A 25,453-nucleotide genomic window follows, 5' to 3' on the forward strand; every position below is an offset into this window, starting at 1 on the left:
ATGACAGGCGATAGACTGCTTGCGCTACCGGAAGACTGGGACTGCATGCTGGCGGTCGCGGCGCATCCGGACGATTTGGAGTATGGCGCAGCGAGCGCGATAGCCCGTTGGACATCGCAAGGCAAGCGGGTAACCTACCTGATGGTTACGAGAGGCGAGGCGGGCATAGACGCGATGACGCCGGAGGTGGCAGGTCCGCTGCGCGAGCAGGAAGAGCTGGACAGCGCCGCAGTGGTCGGCGTGGACACCGTAGAGTTTCTGAACTACACGGACGGCATAGTCGAGTATGGATTGCCGCTGCGCCGCGACCTCGCGCGTTCCATCCGCAGGCACAAGCCAGACATCGTACTCACCAACAACTTCGAGCTGCGCTGGGGCGGCGGGCAGTTCAACATGGCGGACCATCGCGCCGTCGGTCTGGCGACGCTGGACTCCGCAAGAGACGCAGGCAACCGATGGATATTTCCCGAGCTGCTGGACGAAGGCTACGAGCCTTGGAACGGCGTGCGCACCGTGCTGACGGGCGGCGCGGCAGACTCCACGCATGCCGTCGATGTAACGGACTTCATCGACAAGGGCGTGGAATCGCTGGAAAAGCACCGCGTCTATATTGACAACCTAGGCGTGGACTTCGACCCGGACACCTTCCTAACCTTCAACGCCGCCGCCACCGGCGAACGCTTCGGCTGCGACTACGCCGTAGCCTTCGAAGTGTTTCAGATTTAGGCGCGTAGTCGGTCTTCCAATGGCGTCTCTTTGTCCCTTACGTCTGTCGGTCCCGATGAGAGGAAGCTAGGAAGGGGACAAAGCGAAATACGCCGCCCGCCAGCGCGCTATTGCGAATGGGGGCAGGTCAAGATAATATGTGCCTGTAAGATTCGTGCTTGTGATACGCGGTGTCGCAAGCTTGCATGTGAGGCGGATTTATGGCGAATGTTGTGCTCGTAACGGATATGGTCGTCGGCTTTATGGAAGACGGGCATAACCTGTATTGCGGGGACGCCGCGCGCGAAATTATCCCGAATGTGCAACGCCTCATAGAGAGCGAGCAGGCGGCGGGCGGTAGCGTCGTGTTCATATGCGACACGCACGACCCGGACGACCTCGAGTTCGAGATGTTCCCCGTGCATTGCGTTCGCGGCACGGGAGAGCCGGATATCATCCCCGAACTGAGTGGTTACGAAGGCATTCACCTGACCAAGCGCCGCTACAGCGCGTTCTTCGAGACGAACCTCGCGGGCATACTCGCCGAACTTCAGCCGGAACGCGTCATCGTCTGCGGCGTGTGCACCGACATCTGCGTGATGCACACCGTCGCGGATGCGCGCAACCGCGACTACGCCGTGTATGTCCCGCTGGACTGCGTCGCGTCATTCGACGAACAGGCTCACGCCAACGCATTGGAGCACATGGAGAAAATCCTAGGCGCACGGCTGGTAGGTGCCCCGCAGTAAACGGGCGCGTTACAATAGTCCGCTTCCGAATGAATATCAACCAAGCAAGGCACTATTCTCTATTCGATTCGCCCCCATTCAAACATTCCCGAATCAATCATTCCCGGATAAACGGGACGGAACGATTCCTGTAATCGCAAATCCAAGACGGTAACGGACAGGCATATATGACCACTTCCAATTTTGAACTCGCACCATCCTTGCTGGTTGGCGATCGCACCGATGTGCAGTCGCAGCGGACGCAGACCATCCTGCGCACCGAGAATATCAGCCCGACTGTGACGCTGGAGTTCAGTCCGACGCGCGACGGCGTGCTGTGCGGCATCGGCGAAGTCCGCGTGCTGCTGGGCAGGGTGCTGCCGGAGACCGGGGTTGAAGTCTGGGCGCTTAACGAAGGCCGCGCGATGGTGGCAGGCGAAGTCGCGCTGCGGATCAAAGCCGCGTACACGGTCATCGGGCTGTACGAGAAGACGATATGCGGAATGCTGGCGTCGTCAAGCGGCTGGGCGACCGCCGCCCGCGAGTGCGTGGATGCCGCGGGCAACATCCCCGTCGTCTGCGCATCGCCCGCTCACGCGCATCCCAACGTCGTGCCGCTGATAGACTACGCGGCGGTAATCGGCGGCTGCGTCGCGGTCTCATCCACGCTGGGGGCGCGGCTCGCCGGCGTAACGCCTACCGGCTACATGCAGCACGCCCTGCCGCTGTTGCTCGGCAACACCATCGACGCGCTGCAATCGTATGATCGGCACATGCCGCTGGAAGTCCCCAGAATCGCGATATTAGACACTTTCAAGGACGAGGCGGAAGAGGCGCTCAATGTTGCGCACGCGCTGGGTAATCGGCTGCGCGGTGTGAATCTCAGCACGCCCGCAGAGCGTGGCGGCGTAACGCCCGGCTTGGTGAAGGAGATTCGCGCGAAATTGGACACAAATGGCTTCCAGCATGTGGACATCTTCGTCACGGACGGCGTGAACAAGGATACAATCCGCGATTTCGTGGAGCAGGGAGCGCCCGTGAACGGCTTCAGCGTGGACGAGGCGATAGGCGGCGCGCCACCGCTGAGCTTCGATGCGGAGATTCACGAAATCGATGGCACGCCCACAGCCCGACGCGGCAGAATGCCCGGCATAACCCCCAGCCCCCGCCTAGATCGCATTATGTAGGGCAGTGTAAGGCGACTTTACCCGCGTCATTTCTGTCATTTATAAGCCTAGGCTAGGCACGACCCTAGTTCAGATTACCCTTCCCCTTTCTGGGGGAAGTTTGGGATTGGGTTGCTTTAACTTCAGGTACACTAGGGCGAAGGCTCCTGCGAAGTCGTCCTCGTTCAAGGCGCGATTCTATTCTGTGATACAATGTCCTCAAAGTATTCGCGTGTTTCATAGCGGCTACGACCAGTGAGGATGAACATGACCATGCAAGGCGTCGCCCAGCCTACAAAGGCTGCAGGCAAGTACGCTCACATAATTCCATTGCCGGATCCGCCGAGAGAGCCTGATATGCAGCAGACAATGCGACTGCTCGATTTCGGAAGCATCGTCCGCTATCACTTCGCGCACCGTGACGATGTGCTTGTGGCGGGCGAAGGCTACTTGCGGCACGATGGCGAGAACGACTCCGAGAACTTCGTACCTGACTGCATAGTAACCTTTGGAGTAGATCCGCAGGCGATCGTGGCGCGCAACGGCTATGTGATAAGCGAAGTGGGCAAGCCGCCCGACTTCGTTCTAGAAGTAGCATCTCGCAGTACAGGCAGGCGCGATTACACGGTGAAGCGTGAGGGATACGCCGCTTATGGAGTGCGCGAGTATTGGCGGTTCGATCACACGGGCGGCGAGTTCCATGACGCGGCGCTCGCAGGCGATACGCTCATCGGCAACCACTACGAAGCGATGGAAATTCACCACGAGTCGGACGGCCTGATTTGGGGGCACAGTCCCATATTGGGGTTGGATATATGCTGGGACAAGGAACAGATACGCTTGCGCGATCCCTCCACCGGCGCTTTCATACCCACGCCCGAAGAATCCGCGGCCCACGCGAAAGAAGCCGAAGCGCGGGCAGAAGCTTCCGAGGCGGAAAATAGACTGTTGCGCGAGCGCGTTAGAATGCTTGAAGACAGACCATCGTAAGTGCGGGATGTGTCGGATAACGAGCCCTAAAGAGTTTTCTCAGCCTTGCGTCCAATATCCTGTATTTCGTTCCAATATGACAAGGCGTTCACGAGGCATAATTTACTTCAAGCCGCAGCACGCGCTTCGTCGTATCCGTGATGCGCGCCCAGTCTGCGATGCGCCAGGCGGGAACGCACACTATTCCGCGCTCGGATACCAGCAGCGGCAAGCCTTCGCGCCATCTTCGTGGCACCCGCGCGTCTATCATGAACGCTCGCAGCGACTTGCTACCTGCCATGCCTAACGGCTGGAACCTGTCCCCCGGCTGTCGTGCCCGTATCCGCAGCCCGCTGCCTACGCTGTCGAGGTCCAGCGACTCCACGATTGTCGTGCCGTCTTGCCATTCTGCAGACGCGGCGATTTTGCGTGCATCGGCGACCGTCTTTTCATGTTCGGGTGCTTTTAATTCTTCTATGGTAGCTCTGATTCGCCAAACGCCCGTCTGAACTTCACCCGGCACTGTAAGCGGAAACTCGCCGCGCAGTTTGGGCAACGACGACAGCCGCTCATCGAGCGCGTCAGCATTGCCGATGAACGCCTTGCCGTAGTCTGTTGTGAAGCACAATCGTCCGGGCAGGTTCAACATCTTGCCGGGCGCGCTGCTTAATAGGCGTGTCGCGTCTAGGATGCTCCGTTGCGTTATTTCGCCACCGACTGCTTCGATGGCGTGACGCAGCACATAGCTTTGAATCGCGGGATGTTCGTGGCGCAGCGCGGCGGTGTTTAGTGCTACGACCTTGCTGTGTCCGTCGCCGGTCAGTTGTGCCACATCGCCCCACATGGCGGCGGCGTGTTCTCGAATGTAATCGCTGTCTTGCGTGGCGTTTCGCGCCAGACGCAGCAGCGCCGCTTGCATTGACGGGTTCAGCTGTTCCAGCAAGGGCATTAGCTCCAAGCGGACGCGGTTTCGCAGAAACTCCGGCGATGTGTTCGATGAATCAATGCGCGGTGTCAGACCTAGCGCGGCGCAGTATGCATGAGTCTGTGCGCGAGTCGCACTCAACAGCGGGCGGAACAACGCGATTGCCTTGTCCTTGCCATCGCCCTTGCGCTCGCTCATCCCAGCGATGCGCCGCGTGTCCAGCGTCTGCATTCCGCGTATGCCGTCCAAGCCACTGCCGCGAATTATATGCATCAGCACGGTCTCCGCCTGGTCGTCCGCCGTGTGTCCGAGCGCGATGGCATCCGCGCCGTACTGTTCGGCTGCATCGGCGAGGAAAGCGTAGCGCACTTGCCGCGCCGCATCTTCGAGAGATAATCTGCGCTTATCACGATACGCGGCAACATCCGCACTTTCGCAGGTGAATGGGATGCCGATTTGCGCGAATGTGGACACCGCGAACTCTGCGTCTGCATCCGATTCCGCGCCGCGCAGTCTATGGTTGAGGTGCGCGCCGTACAGGGTCAGCCCACAGTCGTTTCGCGCGCTATGCAAGGCATGCAGCAGTGTCAGGGAGTCGGGACCGCCGGACAGCGCGACGAGAATGCGCCTGCCCGCAAGGTCGTGTTCTACTAGAGCGTCGGAGACGCGCCGCCGAATTGCGCCGACAAGACGGCTATCATCCGCCCGCATCGTTCCTTGCCGCGCTCAGTCTGCCGCTCTCGAAGGCGTTCATGCGCGTAATCTTGATGGTCTCAATCTTGAGATTGCGCATCTCGATGACCTCAATCTTCAGATCCTCGTAGTCCAGCGTCTCGCCTTCGTGCGGGATGTGCCCGAGCTTGTCGAGAATGAAGCCCGCCACCGTGTCGAACTCACCGTCCGGTAAGGACAAGTCCAGCTCGTCGTTTGCCTCGTCGATGCTCATCGCTGCCTCGACTTGGAACGTGTTTTCGCCGATATGCTCGTACTCTTCTTCAGGCGCCGCATCTTCCTCGCCGTGCGCGCCGACGACTTCCTCCGACAGCCGCTTGAGCGTAACCAAGCCAGCCAAGCCGCCGTACTCGTCCACGATGATCGCCATCTGCTTGCCATTGCTGCGCATTTCGGCGAACAGCTCCGCGGTGCGCTTCGTTTCCGGCACGAACAGCGGCTCGCGCGTTACATCCGTAACAGTCGCGTCGAGCGCCAAGCCGCCGTTGTCCGCCATCGTGCGCAGCACGTCCTTCGCCGAAAGGATGCCGATGATGTCGTCGCTGGATTCGTTGTACACGGGGAAGCGAGTGTGCGAGTGCGCGCCGTACACGCTCAGGAACTCGCTGAGCTTAGCGTCTCGCTGCACGCCGACAATCTCCGGACGCGGCGTCATCACCTCGCGCACCTGCATATCACCGAAGCGAAAAACCTTCTGCAACAGCTCGGCTTCGGACGGCTCCAAGACGCCTTCTTCCTCGCCGATGTCGATGAGCGATCGCAACTCACCCTCGCTTATGGAATCCCGCGCCTCTTGTTCAACGCCTAGTATTCTGGTCGTGAATCGAGTAATGAATTGCATCAGGATGATGATAGGCCAGAATAGCCTTTCTAGCATGCGAAGCGGCCGCGCGTACCAGAATGCGAGGCGTTCGGACTGGTGCACGGCGATGGTTTTGGGGATGGTTTCGCCAAACACGAGCAATAGCGCGGTGCCCACAACGGTGGCGATGATAGTCGCCATGCCTTCGCGCCCTTCACCGAGCAGATCGAGCGCGACCACGGTTATCAGCGCGGTGAACGCCACATTAACGAGGTTATTGCCGAGCAGGATCGTGGACAGCAGGCGTTCGGGGCTTTCGATCCATGATGCGATGCGTTTCGCGCCGGGCCTGCCCGTGTTGACCAGATGCGCCAGACGCAAGCGTTCGAGTTTTAGATACGCAGCCTCCGATGACGAGAAGAACGCCGATAGCAGGATGCAGATACCTATCAGAATTATGCTCGATAACTGTGCTTCCGCCATAATTGAGATTACCCCCGTTCCGCGCCCTGTTCGCGGGCGCGCCAAAGGCTAGAGACGACGCTGCGGCTGACGGATTGGCTAAAGCCGCGCCTGCCCAAATAGCCGTAGAGTCTGCGGTGAAAGGTATTGTAGTCGGCACCGTGCAACCGGCGAGCGTACTGTTCGGCGGCGCGATGGGCGCTTTCGGAGTCGTCGCACTCGCTGACGGCGGCATCGGCGTGATCGCTCTTGACGCCCTTATTCAGCAATTCGCGCTTGATGAGCCACGCGCTGCGTGGTTTCGCGCGGAGTCTGCTTTCCGTCCAGAGGCGTGCGAACTCGGCGTCGTCGATAAGTGAGCTGCGGCGCAAGTCGGCAACGACCCGTTCCGCGATGTCGCGGGGAAATTTGCGGCACAGGTGGTTAAGGACCTCAAATTCGGTCCTTGGTCGGAGTGCCAGGAGGCGGATTGCGGAGGCGCTTGCGCGCCTCGTCTGGCTACTGTCGCTATCGTCGTTCATTTCAGGTCACGCGGACCCTGCAAACTCCCACTGCGGATGCTGCGGGTGGCAACACACGATGAATGTAATGGTAGTATAAGAAAGTACAAAGTATGTCCGCATAGTGTATCAAGGGTAAGGGCGCGCGTAAAGGCGGGCGAGTATTGCTCATTCTCTCCTTTGGCATACTACTATACTCTCTTCACGCATTGTCGTGTCCGTCTTGCCGGTTACATTAGAAGGGCTATTCACCGAAGGCATACGCTTGTTGGGTATATTTCTGACAACAGTTTCCTCATGCGAAAACCCCAGTTCGCCGAAAGTGAACGCGACAAACTCGTCCGTCGGTAGGGTAACGCCTTTCACTCTACGATTTCCCACAACATAGCACACCGTCGCTTCATCGGATGTAACCGAAGTGACAGTTCTGATGCTTTGCCTTAAATCAAAGTAAAACAACTCGACCTGACGCGCCCGCTTTCTGTCGGCAATACGAATTTCTTCTATTGCGGGCGAAACCGGCGAGTCCGGCAGATATCCATCCTTGCGAGTGCCACCCATCGAAAGCCGGTCAACCTTTCTTGGATTGGGCAATCCTATCCACTCTGCCGAAAGGCGGGAGAACTGCCCGTATGCAACCGTAGTCGGCGAATCCCCATAAGGCGGAGAGGTAATCACCAAATCGAACGATTTAGGCGGGCGTGGTGTCTCGTCGTTAGCGGTATTCGCATCCGTGACTAGCACATTGACATCCTGCCGCCGCTTGATATAGGCGGCTAACCCGTCTCTATTGCGCGCCAGCTTGCCTCTAAATGTCCCGAATACATCTGGATTATGGGATTCCAGTTTATCAGGCGCCATTCGCACCAATTTGAACTCGCCGTTCTTAGTATATGAACACTCCCTCACCGTCTCCGAGAATGCCACCCACAGGAAGTTACGGGCAACTGCGTCTTTTACGGATAGGATGTGCTCTCTAATCATCGACAACTGCTTGGCGACATCATTGGAAAACCAGTAATCCATATTCAAGATATGCGGAATGTTAGTGGAAGGCAGACCGTTCCTGTCAAGCCTGAATCGAGTGAGCTTATCTTGGAGAACTTCAATGTGTCCGTCTAACTTGTCCAGTGAAACAGGGGTAGTCTTGGCTGTAGCAATCAAGCGCACCAGGGGGTTGATGTCGCAGCCTACAGCATTCATGCCGAAAATAGAGGCTTCAACCAGCGATGTGCCCGTGCCACAGTAGGGATCCAGCAGCCAGCCGTCATGTACGCCATAACGTTCCAAGAGTTTCCGAACTACCTGCGGAATCATCATCGCGGGGTAGTTGTGGAAGCAATGCGTGTATTCCTTGGTGTCGGACTTCCTAAAGTCCCACGATACGTCTTTGTACTTTGCGGTGGTTAACATCCCAGGTCCTTCTGGCGCTGAATAACTTAGTCCGAGAGTTGACACGGCGATATTCACCATGCCAAGGACTCTCGCACCATGTCTATAAACCTGTGAACACTCAAGAGTTCATCGCTTCTGATTGCGCCGATAGGGTATCCGGTGTGTAAGGACTCAGGAACTACAAGCCTCACATCAGCGTCAACAATTGCATCGAATTGCCTATTGGACATATTAGGTTGAAGAGTCATGAAGTATTTACTCCGAATTCTCCTGCCTTCATCAAGCAGTTGCCGCCAGCGCTCCCTTGATGTGGTCTTAGCCCCAATAACGAATAATCGGTCAACAGGATAATCGAAGTCGTTGTAAGCGGCCGCACTCGGGATAATGAAGTCAGGCCTTCCATCCACATCAGGCTGATGCTCGAAGGGTATTTCAGCATCTCTAAGTGTGAACCTTATGTGATTTTCAAACGATCGACCGGCTCGGGATCGACGTCGATTCGTTATGGAATTTGCTACAGACACAAACTCATCTATACTTCTGAATCCACGCTCAACGATCGGCCCGCATATTGACTGCTCGACCAGTTTGAATAGTTCGTATTCCGTGTCTCTTCCCTTGATTATCTTCTCGTCCGCACTCAAGTTGATAAAGCCTGGCACGCAGTCAATAAGCGCCATTCTTGTCTCTTCTGAGAACTCATCTCCACTTGGGAAATCATCTATCCCCGCCATAAATTCGTGTAATCGGTGGCGAAGACATTCGTCCTGTTCTTCAATGGCCGGCTGGGTTCTATCATAGATGCCCCATCCGGAGACTATTTCTACACCAAGTGCAACTTGCGCTTCAAGGATGTCTTCATCAATATCGAGTACATGAGCGCGAAAATTTGAAATATCCACGGGGACAAGAACAAGGAGACTACCTACAAAATAGTCGTCCTTGAACATAAAATTACGACCAAAGCGCGTAAGCCTATATTCGCTGCGTGTCCCTGTCCCGTACCAAGTTACCACTGACTTGGTCTCTCTTGTGCCCTCCCAATGAATAGTGACTACGTGCTTATCGTTTCTCCCATCGAGCGGAGCGTGCGGCGTGTACATTCCCCACGCGCCTTTAGGCAAATAAAAGCCAGCCTGATGACTGCCGGTCGTGCCTACGTCGTTGGGGGACATGAACTTAAGCAGCGCACGACCGTGATGCAAAGCATCACTAATCGCCGACTCAGCAAGGGGACCCGCCAATTCTATTCACCCCGATCCTTCTCATCATATAAGCTAAGCACCTAATCTCCAATCACCGTCAGCGGCACGGAATCATCGTCTTCTGACGCGTCTTCGATGATGATTTGCGGCGAGAGCTTGCGGCGGACTTGCTCCTCGATTTCGGATGATATGCCGAAGTTTTCGGTCAGGAATATCTTGGAGTTTTCGCGTCCCTGCCCGAGCCGGATGTCGCCGTAGGAGTAGAACGAACCGCTCTTACGGATGATGCCCTCGTCCACGCCAATGTCCAGCAACTCACCGTATTTGCTGATGCCCTCGCTGTACATAATGTCGAACTCTGCCACGCGGAACGGCGGCGCGACCTTGTTCTTGACGATGCGCGCACGCACGCGATTGCCCATCACGTCGCTGCCCTGCTTGATGGATTCCGTCCGGCGCAAGTCCACGCGCACCGAGCTGTAGAACTTAAGCGCACGACCGCCCGGCGTAACTTCCGGATTGCCGAAGAATACCCCAACTTTCTCACGAAGCTGGTTGATGAATATCACGCAGGTGTTCGAGCGGCTTATCGCGGATGTCAGCTTGCGTAGCGCCTGAGACATCAGCCGCGCCTGCAGACCGACATGAGTGTCGCCCATATCGCCTTCAAGTTCAGCGCGCGGCACCAGTGCCGCCACACTGTCCACAACAACGATGTCCACCGCGCCGCTGCGGACGAGGTATTCGCATATTTCCAAGCCTTGCTCGGCAGTGTCCGGCTGCGACACTAGCAGTTCCTCGATGTCAACGCCGCATTTCGCCGCATATGCGGGATCAAGCGCGTGCTCCGCGTCGATGTACGCCGCGGTGCCGCCTTCTTCTTGCGCATTCGCCATCACATGATAGGCGAGCGTGGTCTTGCCGGACGATTCCGCGCCGTAAATCTCGACAACGCGACCGCGCGGCACGCCGCCCACGCCTAGCGCTACATCCAGCGAAATTGAGCCGGTGGAAATCGCGCCGGAAAAGTCGTCTGTCATAGAGTCGCCAAGCTTCATCACCGCGCCGCTGCCGAAGTGCTTATCAATCTGCCCCAAGGCGAGCTCCAGCGCCTTTTCTTTGTCGGCTTCCGTGTTCAGCCTGGTAATCTTACTATTCGTCCCGCTCCGCTTCGCCATATCAGCCTCCGTGAGTTCGGTGTGGTTTGAGAATAATCTGTTTACGTTTGCCGGAATGTTCGTGTTTCTATCCTGCTTGGAACATAGCAGGTTATACCCAGCATGTCAATACACTTGTTCTAATAAATTGAGGCGGATTTCAGGCTTGCCTCATTTCTAACATTTACTTCTAACACTTACTCAGTCGGGAAGGGACTCATATAGCCGCCCTGCCATACGATAATTCTCGCCTAACTTACACTAATGTCAGTGTATAGAGTGTATAGCAGGGGCATGTGCCACTGCTCCGCGTGTGCGCGCCTTTACGCAGGGATGGGATTTAATGTATTATGGGTATGATATTGAGCATGATATGCGCGTCCTGATAGGATGCTTTGACACGCAGATGCGGGCGAACATAGGCGCCCGCACCGTTGTTACGGAGGAGCGATGAGTCCCCGGCTAATGCGAAACAGCTTTATTTATCTGCTTATTACGGTGGCTGTTCTCGCGATTTTCTTCACGCTATTTTCAGACACGCTCGGCGGCTCGGATGAGATCCCCGTCAGCGAGGTCATTTCACGCTCTGTGCGCGGCGAAATCGAACGAATCGAGGTGCGCGGCGATAGGCTCGCCGTCTTTTCCACTTCGGGCGAAAGCTACTCGTCCCGCAAAGAAGCCGGCGCGAGCATGCACGAGATGCTCATCGCGTCCGGCGTCGATCCGGCGACTTCGCCCGTTAGAGTCGATGTTAAAGGCACGGGCGGGCTGGGCAGCCTATTAGGCATTCTGGTTAACTTCCTGCCGCTGATTTTCTTCGGCGCGATACTGCTGTTTATGATGCGCCAAGCGCAGGGCAACAGCAACCAGACTTTCAGCTTCGGCAAGAGCCGCGCGCGCATGTTCGTAGGCAACAGCCCCGCCGTCAGTTTCTCGGATGTCGCAGGCGTGGAAGAGGCGAAGGAAGAACTGCAAGAAGTCGTCGAGTTCCTGAAAGTACCGGAGCGCTTCGTCAGCCTCGGCGCGAAGATACCAAAGGGCGTGCTGCTCATTGGTCCGCCGGGCACGGGCAAGACCCTGCTGGCGCGTGCGGTCGCGGGCGAGGCGGGCGTTCCGTTCCTGTCCATCAGCGGCTCGGAGTTCGTCGAGATGTTCGTGGGTGTCGGCGCGAGCCGCGTGCGCGACCTTTTCGAGCAGGCGAAGCGTAATGCGCCGTGCATCGTCTTCGTGGACGAGATAGACGCGGTCGGACGGCATCGCGGTGCCGGGCTTGGCGGCGGACACGACGAGCGCGAACAGACGCTGAATCAGATTCTCGTCGAAATGGACGGCTTCGATGTCAACACGAACATCATCATCATCGCCGCGACGAACCGCCCAGACATTCTCGACCCCGCGTTGCTGCGTCCCGGACGCTTCGATCGGCGCGTGGTGCTGGACAACCCGGATGTGCGCGGTCGCGAGCAGATACTCAAGGTGCACTCCAAAGGCAAGCCGCTCGCGGAAGACATTGACATGGAACGCATCGCCAAGCAGACGATGGGCTTCAGCGGCGCAGACATCGCGAACCTCGTCAACGAGTCTGCGATACTCGCTGCACGGCGCAGCAAGGTTACGATTACCAACGACGAATTCGCAGAATCCATCGACCGCGTGATAGCGGGTCCGGCGCGCAAGAGCCGCGTGGTGAACGAGCGCGAGAAGGAAATCACGGCGTACCACGAAGCCGGGCACGCGCTAGTGGGCTATATGCTGCCCAAGGCGGATATGCCCTACAAGGTGACCATCGTGGCGCGCGGAATGTCCGGCGGGCACACGCGCTACTTGCCCGACGAAGACCGCCACCTGTGGACGAAAGGGCAGTTCGAGGACATGATGGCTGCCGCGATGGGCGGACGGGTAGCCGAGGAGATTATCTTCGAGGATGTTACGACCGGCGCGAGCAACGACTTGGAGCAGGCGACGAACATCGCACGGACGATGGTGACACGCTATGGCATGAGTAGCAAACTGGGACCGCGCACCTTCGGCAAGCGCGAGGAGCTGGTGTTCCTCGGCAGGGAAATCTCAGAGCAGCGCGATTACAGCGACAAGATAGCCGAGGACATAGACGAAGAGGTGTACGGCTTGGTAGAGGACGCCTACCAAAAGGCAACTAATGTCATCACCGACAATAGGGACAAGCTGGCGCTGCTCGCCCGCCACCTCTTGGCCCACGAAACCGTCGAAGGCGACGAGCTGCGGGACCTGCTTGACCCCGGATCGGACGGGGCAGCCCCTGCCGTAGCGGAAGCGGCGCCGGCATAGGTGGGGCTGCTTCGGCAACACAACGCGATTGATTATATCTATTGATCATTGAGAGCGCCTTTGTAATACAACTTTGTAATACAAGGTGCTCTCTTCGTGTCCGGAGGATGTCGCTGCGGTCGCCGCAAGGACATCCCCTACAACCGCCGCGCGTTGAAATTGTCGGTAATGGCTTCGCCGGCTCGGAGGCTGGCGTCGGATATGAAGCGCTCTAGTTCGGCTATTCGAGCTTCATCGACGAGTTCACCGGCGGTTCGACTTGCCTTAAGGCAAGATAGTTCGGCTTTGGCTTGCGAGATTCTTTCGGTGATGTTTAGCGCGACTAGCTCTGCTTCTGCCTGCCTTTGCACCGCCGCCAGGTGCTTGCGCTGCGCTTCCACATCGTCCAGGCGCTCCTGGATTTCGCCCATCAGGTTGAGCGTAGTGTCCAGCGAGTTGCCGCCTTGGATAGCGTAACGCGGCGCGCGCTCCAACTGCCGGCGGAACTGCCGCGCCAACGCTTCGAGTTCTTCGTCTTTGGCGCGCACCGAAGCCAGCAGCAGCCGTAAGGTCGAAATCGCCTGTTGCATCTGCGGCATCGTCATGTGTCTGCCTCACGAAATTGACAGGGACGGACAAGATACACAGGATATTTATCCTCTCCATCCTGTATATCGGTGTTAATCCAGCACTTGCTTGATGGCGGATAGGACTTCGTGGATTTCTTGCTCGGTGGTGTAACCTAGATGGCCGATGCGGAATATCTTGCCCGCAAGCGAGCCCTGCCCACCGGTTAGCACGACGCCGTGGTCGTCTCGCAGCGCGCCAACGAACTTGCCGCCGTCGACGCCGTCCGGCACATTCACAGCAGTGACGGTGTCCGATGCTACGCTTTCGTCCGGGAAGAGCGTCAGCCCTAGGTCTTTCACACCATCGCGGGTCAGCTTGCCTATCGTTGCGTGGCGCTCGTACACGCCGCCCATGCCCTCGTCTAGGATGCGCTTCAGCGCGACATCGAGGCCAAACATCACCGATATGGCGGGCGTGTACGGAGGCTGCCCGATTTCGTAGTAGCGCTTGTACATCGCCATGTCGAAGTAGTAGCGCGGCATCTTCGCCTGCGCGTGCGCTTCCCATGCGCGCTCGCTGAAGCTGATAAACGCCAGACCGGGCGGCAGCATCCAGCCCTTCTGCGACGCGGTCGCGACCACATCGCATCCCCACGCGTCCGTGCTGATGGGAATAGAGCAGACGCTGCTGATGCCGTCCACGAGCAGCAGCAGGTCGAATTCGCCCTTCACGACCGCGGCGATCGCCTGAAGATCGTTCGTAACGCCGGTGGAAGTCTCGTTGTGCGTAACCAGAACGGCTTTGACATCCGGATTGTCGTTCAGCGTCTGCCGGATGGTGTCCGGGTCCGCCGCGCTGCCATATGGGAAGTCGAGGCTGATGACTTCCGCACCGAACAGCTCGGCTATCTCGCCAAAGCGCTCGCCGAACACACCCACACACACGTTGACCACCTTGTCGCCGGGCGACAGCGTGTTGACAATCGCCGCCTCCATCGCACCCGTACCCGACGAGGTCATTATATACAGGTCGTTCTCGGTCTCGAAGACCCGCTTAACACCCTCAGTCGTGCGATATAGCAGGTCCTCGTACTCGGGGCCACGGTGGTTGATCATCTGCCAAGACATCGATTCGAGGATGTCGTCCGGCACAGGTATGGGACCAGGGGTTCGCAGGTTCACTTCTCCGTGTCCTCCGTTCTCTCGCTTGTGCTCATGGTTGTTGCCAATCGTTGTTTCTACCGCTTATTTGTCTTGCACAGCGCGCCTTTGTACAATGCGCACAACTTTCGATTTTAACACATCGGCATTATATTGCGCTAAAATACCGTCCTGTAAGACGATTTCACAGTTCCCTACTGTTGTCATTCCGAATGCAGTGAGGAATCTGAATCGTCGCATGCAAAACTGTTGCCGACTTTAGATTTCTCGCTTCGCTCGAAACGACAGGGATAAATTGCATTTGTGAAATCGCCTCTGTCCTCATCCTGTATCAACTACGCAAGTTTAGAATTAAAGTTTAGGAATTACCGATGCCAAAGCTTCTGACAACCGCGCTGCACACATTTGTCGCGGCCGTTGGTGCAATTGTCATCGGCGCGCTGGCGTTGGCAGCGGCAGGCATAGCGCAGGCAGCACCGCCGTCGCAGTCTGACTTGCTCGAAGTTCGCATTCAGCGCGTCACGATGATCAGCGACTTCGAGGACAACATAAAGACCACATTTGGACGCGGCGCGCGCATCAGGACGGAAGTCGAACTCCGAGACCTGCGCGACCCTGACGCCATCGCGTCCAATGCGCCGGATTATCGCGCCGAATACATCCTGTCATCTTCGGTGAACAGCCTGCGGCTCGGCACGGTATATCAAGGGCGCAACGACCCGGCAAGCCTCAAGAGCGCTGTACTTACGCCCGGCGAAGAAGGCATATTCGAGATTTATTGGAATGTGCCTTACGACTTCGGCGGCGGCGAATACAACCTCCGCGTGGAAGTCAGCAAGGCGGACAGTCCACACGCCGTCGAACACCACCTGCAGCGCGATTTTCGGGTGAGCGAACGCTCCGAGTATGTGCACATCTCCAAGAATCGATACGACTTCGGCAACATAGACGACGAAGAGACTCCGCGCAGCGACATCATCTTCATTGCGCCCATAAACGGGCAGGCGGGAGACTTGATATGGCGTGTTACCGAATGGCCTTCGGAATGGCTGAATCTCGTTGATCCGCTGCCCGATCCCGACGATCCGACGCAATCCGTTGAGGTCGTTAACAACGGCTCCATCGTGCTGCAGGTCGAGGAAACGACGCTATTCGGCAATTTCCAAAACGAAGATGTGGTCGTAAGCACCAACGCGGGCGATTACACAATCAAGGTCAGCGGAAATATCGACAGGCATCCCGGCGGCAAAATCTCCGACTTCGGCATGAGACCGCCAAGGCGATTTGACGCCGGCGACATCGTGAAGTTCAGATACCGCATCGACAATAGCGGGCGCACGAATCTGCTGTACCGCGTAACATTCATCGTCACGAGTCCGACGAATACAGTCATCTACGACAGCAGCGTTGCCGCCGAAGATGCCTTGATCGAAGTGGATGACGGCGAAAACTCGGGCATTCAGGAATTCGAATGGCAGATACCGCACGACTCGATTGATGGGATATACCGCGTCGGCATCCAACTACGAAACGCGTACGACTTCGGATCCGCCGTATATTCATCGATTGACTATACCGACCATGACGCCGTAACTTTCAGCGTGCTTGAAGGACCGTTGCTAGAAGTTAGCCCAACGGAGGTGCAGTTCGGCACTATATTAGACCATTCCGCCGATCAGGCGCGCGCGACATTCTCGGTAACGAACGTCGGCAGGCTGACGCTGGAATGGCGGGTTACATCCGTCCCGGATTGGGCAGAACTCGTAAGCCCGCTAGGACCCGTAACCGGCGATGGCGAGATAACGTTGCGAATCAAGGAAGACGCCGCGACGGGCAGCTTCCTGAGCACGATGACAATCGAATCCAACGGCGGCAACGCATCGGTGACCCTAGGCGTGAACATCCCTCGCCACACGGCTGCAGCAACGCGCACGCCCGTCCCAACCGAAACGCCCGCGCCGACCAACACACCATTGCCGACCGAAACGCCCGTGCCTGAACCCACGGACACGCCTGTGCCGACCGAAACACCGGCACCCACAAGCACGCCAGCGCCCACTGCGACGAACACGCTGCCGCCCACAGGCACACCGCAACCTACCGCAACACTCGAGCCAACGGACACGCCAGCGCCAACAGCAACACCCACACCACAACCTACCAACACGCCACAACCCACAGCAACACCGGAGCCCACAAACACACCAGAACCGCCAACAACCGCACAGGCGCAGCCGGACAACACGCCTGCGCCACCACCGCCGACAGCCATCCAACCCAACGTCAGCGACACACCACCCGGCGGCGCATGCAGCGGGTCGCCGCAGCCGGTGTCGCCGTTGACGGGCATGGCGAATATCGCGCTGCTACTATTACCGGTGGCATTGGCAGGCGGAGCAAGGTTGCGGCGGAGGCAGATGCAGTAGGTCAGTCCCTCAGTTGGTCAGTCAGTTGGTCGCGGGAGTGATGTTAGTGGCAATTGATCGGCGCTCGAAGAGTCCCTTCCCCGTATGGGGGAGTTAGAACAGGGGCGATGTGTCAGTTTGGAAATTAGAAGACAATAGGATGCAACACATGCGATACGATACGATTGTCATCGGTGGCGGTTCGGCAGGGGCGGTTGTGGCGGCGCGGCTTTCTGAGGATGCGGCGCGGTCGGTGCTGCTGCTCGAAGCGGGCAGCGATTACCCGGATTTCGACGCGATGCCGGACGATATAAAGCTGGGGCTCGGCACGGGCGCGGACTTCTTCAACATCGAGGACCGCCACAACTGGTTGTTCAGCGGCAAGGCGACGGACGAAGCGCCGCCGATGGATGTACCGCGCGGCAAGGTGATGGGCGGCACGAGCGCCATTAATGGGCAGGTCTTCCTCCGCGCCATCCCCGACGACTTCGATTACTGGGTTTCGATGGGCAACGATCAGTGGCGCTATGAAGACGCGCTGCCGTACTTCCGCAAGCTGGAAACCGACATGGATTTTCAGGACGATTTCCATGGCAGCGACGGGCCCATCATCGCCAAGCGGCACCGTCTCGAAGACCTGCTCACCGACCAGATAGCCTTCTACAACGCATGCATTGAGGCGGGCTTTCCCGCGAACCCTGACCATAACCACCCGGACGCCACCGGCGTCGGTCCGTATGCGCTAAACAACCCCAACGGCATTCGCTGGAGCACCGCGCTCGGGTATATCAACCCGGCGCGGCATCGGCTCAACTTGACGATTCGCCCAAACTGCGCCGTGCAGCGCGTGCTGTTCACAGACAACAGCGCAGGCGAGAAACGCGCAGTCGGAGTAGAGGTGGAGAGCGGCGGAGAGAGATTCACAGTCGAAGCGAACGAGATTGTGCTCAGCGCGGGCGCTATCGGCTCGCCACACCTGCTGATGCTGTCCGGCATTGGCGACTCGGCGGAACTCGAAGGCGTGGGCATTCCGATCGTGCGTCATCTGCCCGGCGTAGGCAAGAACCTGCGCGACCATCCCGCCGTCCACGCGCGCTGGCGCTGCAAGCCGGACTTCCCCGTGCCGCCCGAAGGCGTCGGCGCGCAGAAGGTCGCGCTGCGCTACACCGCCGAAGGTTCGCCGCTGCGCAACGATATGATAAAGATAATGCGCTTCAACTCCGACGAGCGGCTGCTCATCATGTCGGTCGGCATATATTTGGCGCGGTCGGCGGGTGAAATGCGCATCGTGTCGGCAGACCCGAAAGTGCAGCCGGCACTCGAGTACAATTACCTCAGCGACCCTTTCGACCTAGAGCGACTGCGCGGCGGCGTTCGCTTGGCGCACCGGCTCGCCGAGCATCCCGAACTCGCGCAGATAATCGACTCGCCGGACGAGCCGACACACGAGCAGCTGGAATCGGACGACGCGCTAGACGACTGGATGCGCCGCACTGTCGCCACGATGCACCACATATCCTGCACCTGCAAGATGGGCGCGGCGTCCGATCCGATGGCAGTCGTTGACCAGCACGGGCGCGTTCATGGCGTCGCCGGGCTGCGTGTCGCCGATGCGTCCATAATGCCCGACTGCCCGCGCGCGAACACGAATGTGACCACGATGATGATCGGCGAGCGCGTAGCGGACTTCATCAAAGACGGCGAATGACATCACTATCCTATCAATCCAATCCTGTCTGTCCTGTCAAGACGATTTCACGAATGCAATTTATCCTGTCATTTCTCGCTTCGCTCGAAATCTAAAGTCGGGAACAGGTTCACAGGCAATGACTTCAGATTCCTCATTGCGTTCGGAATGACAGCATTAGGGATTTGTGAGATCGTATCATCCTGTCAGGTTAATACATGCTGCAACATTTCAAGCACCTATACAGCGATGACATACGCGAAGATGCCCAGCGTCGGTTCGGGCTGACGCCGGTGTCGCGCGATGTATTGCCGGACGCAAGCCATAGCTATGTATATGATTGCGAGCGCGACGACGCGGCGTACATCCTGAAGATTACGCACACCATCCATCGGCAGCCGCACAACATCCACGGCGAGGTCGAGTTCATCAACTTCCTTGCAGACGGCGGCGTAACCACTCCACGCGCCATATCGTCGCTCGCGGGCAATCTCGTGGAGACGATAGCGGCAGACGACGGCGAATTTGTCGTGGCAGCGTTCGAGAAAGCGGACGGCGCGTTGGTTGATTGGCGCGCCTGGACGCGGGAGATGTTCGAGCAGTGGGGCGCCGTTATCGGCAAAATGCACGCGCTGACGAAGGGATATGAGCCGTCAGACGAAAGCCGGCGCCGGCGATTCTGGCATCAGGACACGGACTGGAACACCGAAGCCGAAGTGTATCTGACACGCCCGACATTCCGTGAAAAGGCGCGGCGCACGCGAGACTGGCTGTTCACGCTGCCCACCGGCAGCGACTGCTTCGGGCTAATCCACTCGGACTTGCACCAGTGGAACTTCTTCTACCACGACGGCAAGGTGCTGCCTTTCGATTTCGACAACACGCACTACGACTGGTTTATCGCGGACTTCACGACGGTGGTGGTCAATGTGGTGCACTGCCAGCAGCACCACTACGCGCGCGGCGAGTACGACCGCTGGACCGCAGGCACGCCAATGAAGGCGGCAGAGTTCCTAGACTACTTCTTCGCACCGTTCATCGAAGGCTACCGGCAACACAACCGGCTAGACGGCGTGTGGCTGCGCCGCATGCCCGCCTTCCTAAACCGCCACTGGCTGACATTCCTAACCGATGCCCTGCGCGACCCAAAGTTCGCCGCACTCACGCCTGAACAGCAAGCCGCAACCTTCCCCTGGCGCACCCTATCGCAGTCCTGGGACGAAGTGATGAACGATTACTGGAGCCGGTTTGACTTTGATAGGTATGCTTGAATAGTGGCGGCTGCCTGTGCTTGTAAAGGGTGCCTGCTTGCATTGGGCGATTACTTGCTTGGCTAAACCATCGTGGTCTTGCAGGCATTTTGCTACCATCCTCTCTATCCTGTGGGACTATTTTGCAAATCCTTAATGTTGTCATTCCGCGCTGTTTTTGTCATTCCGAATGCAGTGAGGAATCTGAAGCATGTCCTCACGAAAGCAGGGATCTTCGCACGCAAACCCGTTTCCGACTTTAGATTTCTCGCTTCGCTCGAAATGACAGGAATAAATTGCATTTGTCAAATCGTCTCATCCCGTCTTTCCTATTGAGCAATTCGTTGAAATTAGGGTATGGGTGATACTGCGCTATCGGAGGTTGGGGGTTATAATGCGCGGATACATCTAGGCAATTGAGACAGCGTAACAGCAGTGGAGACAGGTGAATTGCATGGCTTCGCGCACAGACTATCCCGACATATCTGACTACGGCATTATCAGCGATATGCACTCTTGCGCCCTCGTGTCGTCGGCTGGCTCGGTGGACTGGTGCTGCTTCCCGCGCTTCGACAGCGACGCCATCTTTGGCAGGATTCTCGACTGGGACAGGGGTGGCTATTTCAAGATTGCGCCGCGCAATTCGCACGCCGTCAGTAGGCGATACATCCCCGGCACTAATGTCTTGCAGACGACATTCACCACGGACAATGGCGTGGCGCAGTTGACAGACTTTATGCCGGTGCACCACGACGAAGACGCGCCCATCGAGCCGTACAAGGTCGGGGAGACGCACCAGATTATGCGCATCATCGAGTGCATCGAAGGCAGCGTGGCGCTTGATTTAGCGTGCCATCCGCGCTTTGAGTACGGCAGCATCGTGCCGCACACGCAGCTGTTTCGCGCAAACATCGGCTTCGCGCACGGCGGGTCGAACGCCATATCGCTGTACTGCTCCGTGCCGCTGCGTATGGTCGAGGGCGGCTTCGTGTCGGAGGGCACGCTGCGACAAGGGCAAAAGGCGTTCGCCATCGTTACCTACGAGACGCGCTTCTCCTACGACTCCCACTCGCTCAACAGCCGCACTATCGAGCAGAGCCTCGCCGAAGCGACGCGATACTGGCAGGAATGGAGCGACATGTGCACATACGAAGGTCCATACGCGGACCATGTGCAACGCAGCGCGCTGACGCTCAAGGCGCTGACATACGCGCCGTCCGGCGGTATGGTCGCCGCGCCGACGACATCGCTGCCCGAGCTTATCGGCGGCGAGCGCAATTGGGACTATCGCTACACTTGGATCCGCGACGCGTCGTTCGCCATCTACGGCTTGCACATCATTGGCTACCAGAACGAGGCGAAGGCGTTCCGCAACTGGATACAGTGGGCAACGGTAGGACGCGCGCGCGACCTGCACATTATGTACGGGCTTGGCGGCGAACGGAGGCTGACTGAGGTATCATTGCCGGAGCTGTCCGGCTACCGCGACTCCGCGCCGGCGAGAATCGGCAACGGCGCATACGACCAGTTCCAGCTAGACGCATACGGCGAGCTGCTGGACTCGGCACACCTGTACCGCCGGTTCATTGGGCCCATTGACGGCGAATACTGGGCGTACCTGCTGCAGATAGTCGAATATGTGCTGGAAAACTGGGAAGCGCCGGACGAAGGCGTCTGGGAGGCGCGCTCCGGCAGGCAGCACAATGTGTTCTCCAAGGCGTGGTGCTGGGTCGCGCTGGACCGCGCCATCAAGATGGTCGCCGCGCTCGACCTGCCCGGCGATGTGGAGCTTTGGAAGCGCGTGCGCACCGAGATACGCGAGCAGATTCTGGAGCAAGGTTTCAACGAAGAGCGCGGCGTGTTCACGCAGGCATACGGCAGCGACCTGCTGGACTCCGCGAACCTGATGCTGCCTCTCATCGGCTTCATCAAGGCGGACGATCCGCGCATGCTCGCGACCATCCGCGCCACGCAGCGCGAACTCACATCGGAGCAGGGCTTCTTGTATCGCTATCGCGGCTTCGACGACGGGCTGCACGGCGAAGAAGGCACATTCAACATCTGCTCGTTCTGGATGTGCGACAACCTTATAATGCTAGGCGAAATAGACGAAGCAACCGAACTGTTCGACCGTCTGCTAGAGCACACCAACGACCTAGGTCTGATGAGCGAAGAAATAGACCCGCACACCGGCGACATGCTCGGCAACTTCCCGCAGGCATTCTCGCACCTGTCCATCATCAATACTGCCGTACAGTTGCAGAGAGCGCGGCGACGGCAAGCGCGGCGGGCGGCAGCGGGCTGAAAATCCGACTGCACGCAATTGTCGCGCAAGAGTTCCTTCTCTCCTTGGGGCCATTCTCCCCCCTTGGGGCAAGGTTAGGATGGGGGGATAATGTAATCCGCATCCATTTAAGCGCTTGCCCATCGCAAACAAGAGCGGCGATGAGTTAATCCGAACAACGCCTCCTTTTCACTGCGCTGACCTAGGTTCTGTGGACAATTCACAATTACGTCATGTCACTCCTACGGAATCAGGAATCCGACGCCTACAGGCGGCGTCAATATAACAAAGACTGCTACATTGACTGCTACATTTGAGATTTCTGATTCCCGTTCCCCGATCGGGGTCGAGGACATGCTTCACAGGAATGACACAAATGTTCGTACAGCTTAGAATACAGCATTTGTCATAAGCCTTCAAGCAATCTGCCGATTTCCGACACGCTTTTGTACACGCACCCGGCGATTACAGCACCAGCGTAACCGCGCCGGATATTATTAGGCTGATTGCCCAGAGGCGGTCCATATTGAACCAGGCGCGGCGTAGGATGGCTAAGCCCACTTTTTCGTACACTATCAGGGCGGTCGCTGCCATTACGGAGAACATGGCAACAGTGTGAATCGAGACTGCCGTGAATTGCGATACCAGCGTGGCGAGGCTCGGCGCGCCGCCTAGTCCGATGTATTCGGTGTGCGGCAGGTCGCGCAGGTCGATGTTGGATGCGGATGCGCCTAACAAGGGCAGCGTGAAGAGAATCGGCACGAGCATCAGACCCGCGCCGTGCGCTGACGACATTAGAAACGACCATGCCGTCAGGTCGCGGAAGCCCACGCGCATACGAACCCAGCGAGGGTGCGACAACGGGCGCACCAGCTTGAACACGCCCAGTCCGATGATTATCGCCGCGCCGGCTATCTTGAGCGCGGTCAACGGCACGATGAAGCCCGCGAATACGACCGCCGCGACGACGAGCGCCACGGACACCGTATGCCCCAGCGCGATTGGGAGGAAGGCGGCATATACGGCGCGCCTTTCCCCCTCCTGTAAGCCGAGCGATACGGCGAATAGCCAGCCCATCGCCGGGTTGATGCCGTGGTACGCGCCGAAGCCGGCGAGCGCCAGCCACGGCACGAATTCGTTAATTTCCAACTAGCCCGGCCAATTAGTCCGGGAAGCAGAATGTGTCGGACGACGAGTCGCCGCCCTGCAAGCGGATCTGGTGCACGCGCTCGTCCCCGAACTCCATGAAGAAATCTTCGTCGAGCGACATGCCGCCATCAGGCGATGCGTTCACCTTCACCGCCCAGCCCTGTACGCCTTCGGGGTAGAACTGCTCGTCCCACGCGACATACAGAGAGTTAGTGATGTATATGCGCTGCCCGTCGCGGCTGACTTCGACCATCTGCGGACCGCCGTTCAGCTCGCCGGACTTGGGATGCGCCGACTTGTTGATGATGCCGCCCACTTCAACCTTGCCGGTCAGCACCGGGTTGAACGGGTCGGACACATCATACTGGTGGAACTCGCCCGTTCCCCAGCACGAGACATACAGGAACTTGTCGTCGAGCGACAGGTTGATGTCCGTGATGATGGGCGGCACTGCGCCAAAGCCCTGCAGCAGCGGCGGAAGGTCTTCGGCATCGGCCGGCACTGCGGGAATCTCGATGACCTTCTGTGCCTTCCAGTCGTCGCCGTCCTGATACCACAGGTAGATGGAACCGGACAGGTTCTCCACATTGGTAACCACGCCGGCGAAGCCGTAGGTCTTGCGCGGGTCGCGCGCCTGGCGCAGCTCGAGCACCATCTGGTTGTCGTCGCCAAGGTCGATGGTTTGCTTCAGCTTGCGCGAGTCGATGTCCCATACATGGAGCTGGTGGCCGTACTGCCTGCCGAGTAGCAACTCCGGCACGACGCCGGATTCTACCATCTCGGGCGTGCCCCACTCGCTGGTAATCATCGTATCGTGGAGCAGGTGCCATACGAAGTCGTAGGACAGGTGCTGCCCGCCGCGCTCGGATTCCCAAGCGCCCTTCAATTCAAAGGTCTCGTGGTCGAGGCTGAACACCCCGCCCGGTCCGCCGCCGTCGGGCGTGCCGAGCGCGTTGATGTAAATCGCGTCCGGTCCGCAGTGCACGGTGTGCGGGCGGCTGTAGCCGGTCTTCTCGGCGAGCTCTTCGCCCTCGATGATGCGCTTGATGGTTGGGTTGCGCGGGTCCGGCTGAGTGTCGATGACATAGATGCGCGAAGATCGCAGCCCGCAGAACAGCAGGTAGCGGCGTTCCACATGGGGATGCGGCATATTTGGGCAGAGCGATGCGCTGCATGCGTTCCAGCCGAAGTGGTGCAGTTCGTCTCCGACATTCGGCAGTTCAAGCCTGCCCACCAACTCGCCGTAAGTGTCCGAATCGGGCGCGACATCCATCACGCCCACGGAGTCCGGCTTGCCAGAGCCGGGCGGGCTGACGATGGCGACATAAGCAAGTTCTTCTTGGGGGGCGTCCATAGCCATCTTCGGCGATGGGTAAAAAGTAGGGTCCGGCGTCCAAGTAACCAAGTTTGTATTCCTCCTACGGCGAGCTGTGGGTAAGTGCGCCTGCGCCGCTTGCCGCAGTGCCTCGCCATGTTCGATTAAAACGGCAAGCGACAGAATTATACACACCAGCCATAAACTAGCGCAATATCTAATATAATCCAGCAGTAATATGAAGAGGTAATAGCCCGGTAGGACGCGATATGTGGTCAGCCTTTATGGGAGTGGGCTGATATGGATGGAGGGGATGGACAGGATTTCTAGGGGCTGCGGTTGTTGATGGGGACGGTCAGCCTGGGAGTGGGGATTTGGGCTGCTGCGGTGTGCTTGCGGTCGCGTCCTTTGACAGGCCTTTCCACTGCGCTCACGACAGGCTCAGGATGAACTGGGGTAACAGGATGTGCAGGGTTTTGGGTGTGTAGCTCTTCAGGGTCGGGGTCGTTGGGGCCGCAGGTGGCGAATGCCATTGCGTCTTCGGGATTTTTGCCTTCGGTGATGTAGCGGTTGTAGGCGTTGTACTTGTCCTCGGCTTCTT

General features: G+C 58.2%; 19 protein-coding genes. 9 read left to right on the forward strand and 10 right to left on the reverse strand.

Features of this window, described 5'->3' with window-relative positions; genetic code table 11:
- The 4 genes from F4X57_15060 to F4X57_15075 all read left to right on the forward strand — a co-directional run bounded on the left by F4X57_15060 (position 1) and on the right by F4X57_15075 (position 3,589).
- Positions 1-726, forward strand: a complete 726-nt coding sequence (locus F4X57_15060) for a PIG-L family deacetylase (protein MYC08465.1) — start codon at positions 1-3, stop codon at positions 724-726.
- Between the two features lie 200 nt (positions 727-926).
- Positions 927-1,454: a cysteine hydrolase gene (locus tag F4X57_15065; GenBank protein MYC08466.1), complete on the forward strand. Its 528-nt coding sequence runs from the start codon at positions 927-929 to the stop codon at positions 1,452-1,454.
- A 167-nt stretch (positions 1,455-1,621) separates the two neighbouring features.
- Entirely contained in the window at positions 1,622-2,620 is a 999-nt protein-coding gene (locus F4X57_15070; GenBank protein ID MYC08467.1) for a nicotinate phosphoribosyltransferase, read from the forward strand.
- Between the two features lie 240 nt (positions 2,621-2,860).
- Positions 2,861-3,589, forward strand: a complete 729-nt coding sequence (locus F4X57_15075; GenBank protein MYC08468.1) for a Uma2 family endonuclease — start codon at positions 2,861-2,863, stop codon at positions 3,587-3,589.
- Between the two features lie 88 nt (positions 3,590-3,677).
- On the opposite strand, the gene tilS is transcribed toward F4X57_15075, so the two are convergent.
- From tilS to recA, 6 genes are all read right to left on the reverse strand, one after another.
- Positions 3,678-5,204 (reverse strand): tRNA lysidine(34) synthetase TilS, encoded by a 1,527-nt coding sequence (tilS, locus tag F4X57_15080; GenBank protein MYC08469.1) that lies wholly within the window; start codon positions 5,202-5,204, stop codon positions 3,678-3,680.
- Positions 5,191-6,510: an HlyC/CorC family transporter gene (locus F4X57_15085; GenBank protein ID MYC08470.1), complete on the reverse strand. Its 1,320-nt coding sequence runs from the start codon at positions 6,508-6,510 to the stop codon at positions 5,191-5,193. The genes tilS and F4X57_15085 overlap by 14 nt, the downstream gene beginning before the upstream one ends.
- Before the next feature lie 8 nt (positions 6,511-6,518).
- A complete protein-coding gene (locus tag F4X57_15090; protein ID MYC08471.1) occupies positions 6,519-7,010 on the reverse strand; it encodes a regulatory protein RecX in 492 nt (163 codons plus the stop codon).
- Positions 7,011-7,157: 147 nt separating this feature from the next.
- Positions 7,158-8,462, reverse strand: coding sequence for a DNA methyltransferase (locus F4X57_15095; protein ID MYC08472.1), 1,305 nt, complete (start codon positions 8,460-8,462; stop codon positions 7,158-7,160).
- On the reverse strand, positions 8,456-9,559 hold the full coding sequence (locus F4X57_15100; GenBank protein MYC08473.1) for a hypothetical protein: 1,104 nt from the start codon (positions 9,557-9,559) through the stop codon (positions 8,456-8,458). The genes F4X57_15095 and F4X57_15100 overlap by 7 nt, the downstream gene beginning before the upstream one ends.
- A 110-nt stretch (positions 9,560-9,669) precedes the next feature.
- A complete protein-coding gene (gene recA / locus F4X57_15105; GenBank protein ID MYC08474.1) occupies positions 9,670-10,767 on the reverse strand; it encodes a recombinase RecA in 1,098 nt (365 codons plus the stop codon).
- Positions 10,768-11,196: 429 nt separating this feature from the next.
- Between recA and F4X57_15110 the strand changes: the two genes are divergently transcribed.
- Positions 11,197-13,053, forward strand: a complete 1,857-nt coding sequence (locus tag F4X57_15110) for an ATP-dependent metallopeptidase FtsH/Yme1/Tma family protein (GenBank protein ID MYC08475.1) — start codon at positions 11,197-11,199, stop codon at positions 13,051-13,053.
- A gap of 137 nt (positions 13,054-13,190) precedes the next feature.
- Here the strand turns inward: F4X57_15110 and F4X57_15115 are convergent, their stop codons facing one another.
- Positions 13,191-13,637: a hypothetical protein gene (locus F4X57_15115; GenBank protein ID MYC08476.1), complete on the reverse strand. Its 447-nt coding sequence runs from the start codon at positions 13,635-13,637 to the stop codon at positions 13,191-13,193.
- A 75-nt stretch (positions 13,638-13,712) separates the two neighbouring features.
- The gene (locus tag F4X57_15120) at positions 13,713-14,729 is read right to left on the reverse strand and encodes an alanine--glyoxylate aminotransferase family protein (protein ID MYC08477.1); all 1,017 of its coding nucleotides are present in this window, start codon (positions 14,727-14,729) and stop codon (positions 13,713-13,715) included.
- A gap of 404 nt (positions 14,730-15,133) precedes the next feature.
- Between F4X57_15120 and F4X57_15125 the strand changes: the two genes are divergently transcribed.
- From F4X57_15125 to F4X57_15140, 4 genes are all read left to right on the forward strand, one after another.
- A complete protein-coding gene (locus tag F4X57_15125) occupies positions 15,134-17,188 on the forward strand; it encodes a hypothetical protein (GenBank protein ID MYC08478.1) in 2,055 nt (684 codons plus the stop codon).
- A 148-nt stretch (positions 17,189-17,336) separates the two neighbouring features.
- Entirely contained in the window at positions 17,337-18,875 is a 1,539-nt protein-coding gene (mftG, locus tag F4X57_15130) for a mycofactocin system GMC family oxidoreductase MftG (GenBank protein MYC08479.1), read from the forward strand.
- 197 nt (positions 18,876-19,072) lie between these two features.
- Positions 19,073-20,125, forward strand: a complete 1,053-nt coding sequence (locus F4X57_15135; protein MYC08480.1) for a phosphotransferase — start codon at positions 19,073-19,075, stop codon at positions 20,123-20,125.
- Between the two features lie 433 nt (positions 20,126-20,558).
- Positions 20,559-22,409 carry a glycoside hydrolase family 15 protein gene (locus F4X57_15140; protein ID MYC08481.1) on the forward strand — a complete coding sequence of 617 codons (1,851 nt, stop codon included), beginning with the start codon at positions 20,559-20,561 and terminating at the stop codon, positions 22,407-22,409.
- 444 nt (positions 22,410-22,853) lie between these two features.
- Here the strand turns inward: F4X57_15140 and F4X57_15145 are convergent, their stop codons facing one another.
- Together F4X57_15145 and F4X57_15150 are read right to left on the reverse strand one after the other, a co-directional pair.
- A complete protein-coding gene (locus F4X57_15145; GenBank protein MYC08482.1) occupies positions 22,854-23,531 on the reverse strand; it encodes a hypothetical protein in 678 nt (225 codons plus the stop codon).
- Positions 23,532-23,550: 19 nt separating this feature from the next.
- Positions 23,551-24,942: a selenium-binding protein gene (locus F4X57_15150; GenBank protein ID MYC08483.1), complete on the reverse strand. Its 1,392-nt coding sequence runs from the start codon at positions 24,940-24,942 to the stop codon at positions 23,551-23,553.
- Positions 24,943-25,453: the final 511 nt, after the last annotated feature.

It is taken from the genome of Chloroflexota bacterium (assembly GCA_009840355.1).
Classification (GTDB): Bacteria; Chloroflexota; Dehalococcoidia; order Lucifugimonadales; family JADFKI01; genus Bin90.

Coding starts and splice junctions, on each gene's coding strand:
- F4X57_15060 (MYC08465.1), top strand. CDS start 1: ATGACAGGCGATAGACTGCTTGCGCTACCGGAAGACTGGGACTGCATG.
- F4X57_15065 (MYC08466.1), top strand. CDS start 927: ATGGCGAATGTTGTGCTCGTAACGGATATGGTCGTCGGCTTTATGGAA.
- F4X57_15070 (MYC08467.1), top strand. CDS start 1,622: ATGACCACTTCCAATTTTGAACTCGCACCATCCTTGCTGGTTGGCGAT.
- F4X57_15075 (MYC08468.1), top strand. CDS start 2,861: ATGAACATGACCATGCAAGGCGTCGCCCAGCCTACAAAGGCTGCAGGC.
- tilS (MYC08469.1), bottom strand. CDS start 5,204: ATGCGGGCGGATGATAGCCGTCTTGTCGGCGCAATTCGGCGGCGCGTC.
- F4X57_15085 (MYC08470.1), bottom strand. CDS start 6,510: ATGGCGGAAGCACAGTTATCGAGCATAATTCTGATAGGTATCTGCATC.
- F4X57_15090 (MYC08471.1), bottom strand. CDS start 7,010: ATGAACGACGATAGCGACAGTAGCCAGACGAGGCGCGCAAGCGCCTCC.
- F4X57_15095 (MYC08472.1), bottom strand. CDS start 8,462: ATGGTGAATATCGCCGTGTCAACTCTCGGACTAAGTTATTCAGCGCCA.
- F4X57_15100 (MYC08473.1), bottom strand. CDS start 9,559: ATGTCCCCCAACGACGTAGGCACGACCGGCAGTCATCAGGCTGGCTTT.
- recA (MYC08474.1), bottom strand. CDS start 10,767: ATGGCGAAGCGGAGCGGGACGAATAGTAAGATTACCAGGCTGAACACG.
- F4X57_15110 (MYC08475.1), top strand. CDS start 11,197: ATGAGTCCCCGGCTAATGCGAAACAGCTTTATTTATCTGCTTATTACG.
- F4X57_15115 (MYC08476.1), bottom strand. CDS start 13,637: ATGACGATGCCGCAGATGCAACAGGCGATTTCGACCTTACGGCTGCTG.
- F4X57_15120 (MYC08477.1), bottom strand. CDS start 14,729: ATGTCTTGGCAGATGATCAACCACCGTGGCCCCGAGTACGAGGACCTG.
- F4X57_15125 (MYC08478.1), top strand. CDS start 15,134: ATGCCAAAGCTTCTGACAACCGCGCTGCACACATTTGTCGCGGCCGTT.
- mftG (MYC08479.1), top strand. CDS start 17,337: ATGCGATACGATACGATTGTCATCGGTGGCGGTTCGGCAGGGGCGGTT.
- F4X57_15135 (MYC08480.1), top strand. CDS start 19,073: ATGCTGCAACATTTCAAGCACCTATACAGCGATGACATACGCGAAGAT.
- F4X57_15140 (MYC08481.1), top strand. CDS start 20,559: ATGGCTTCGCGCACAGACTATCCCGACATATCTGACTACGGCATTATC.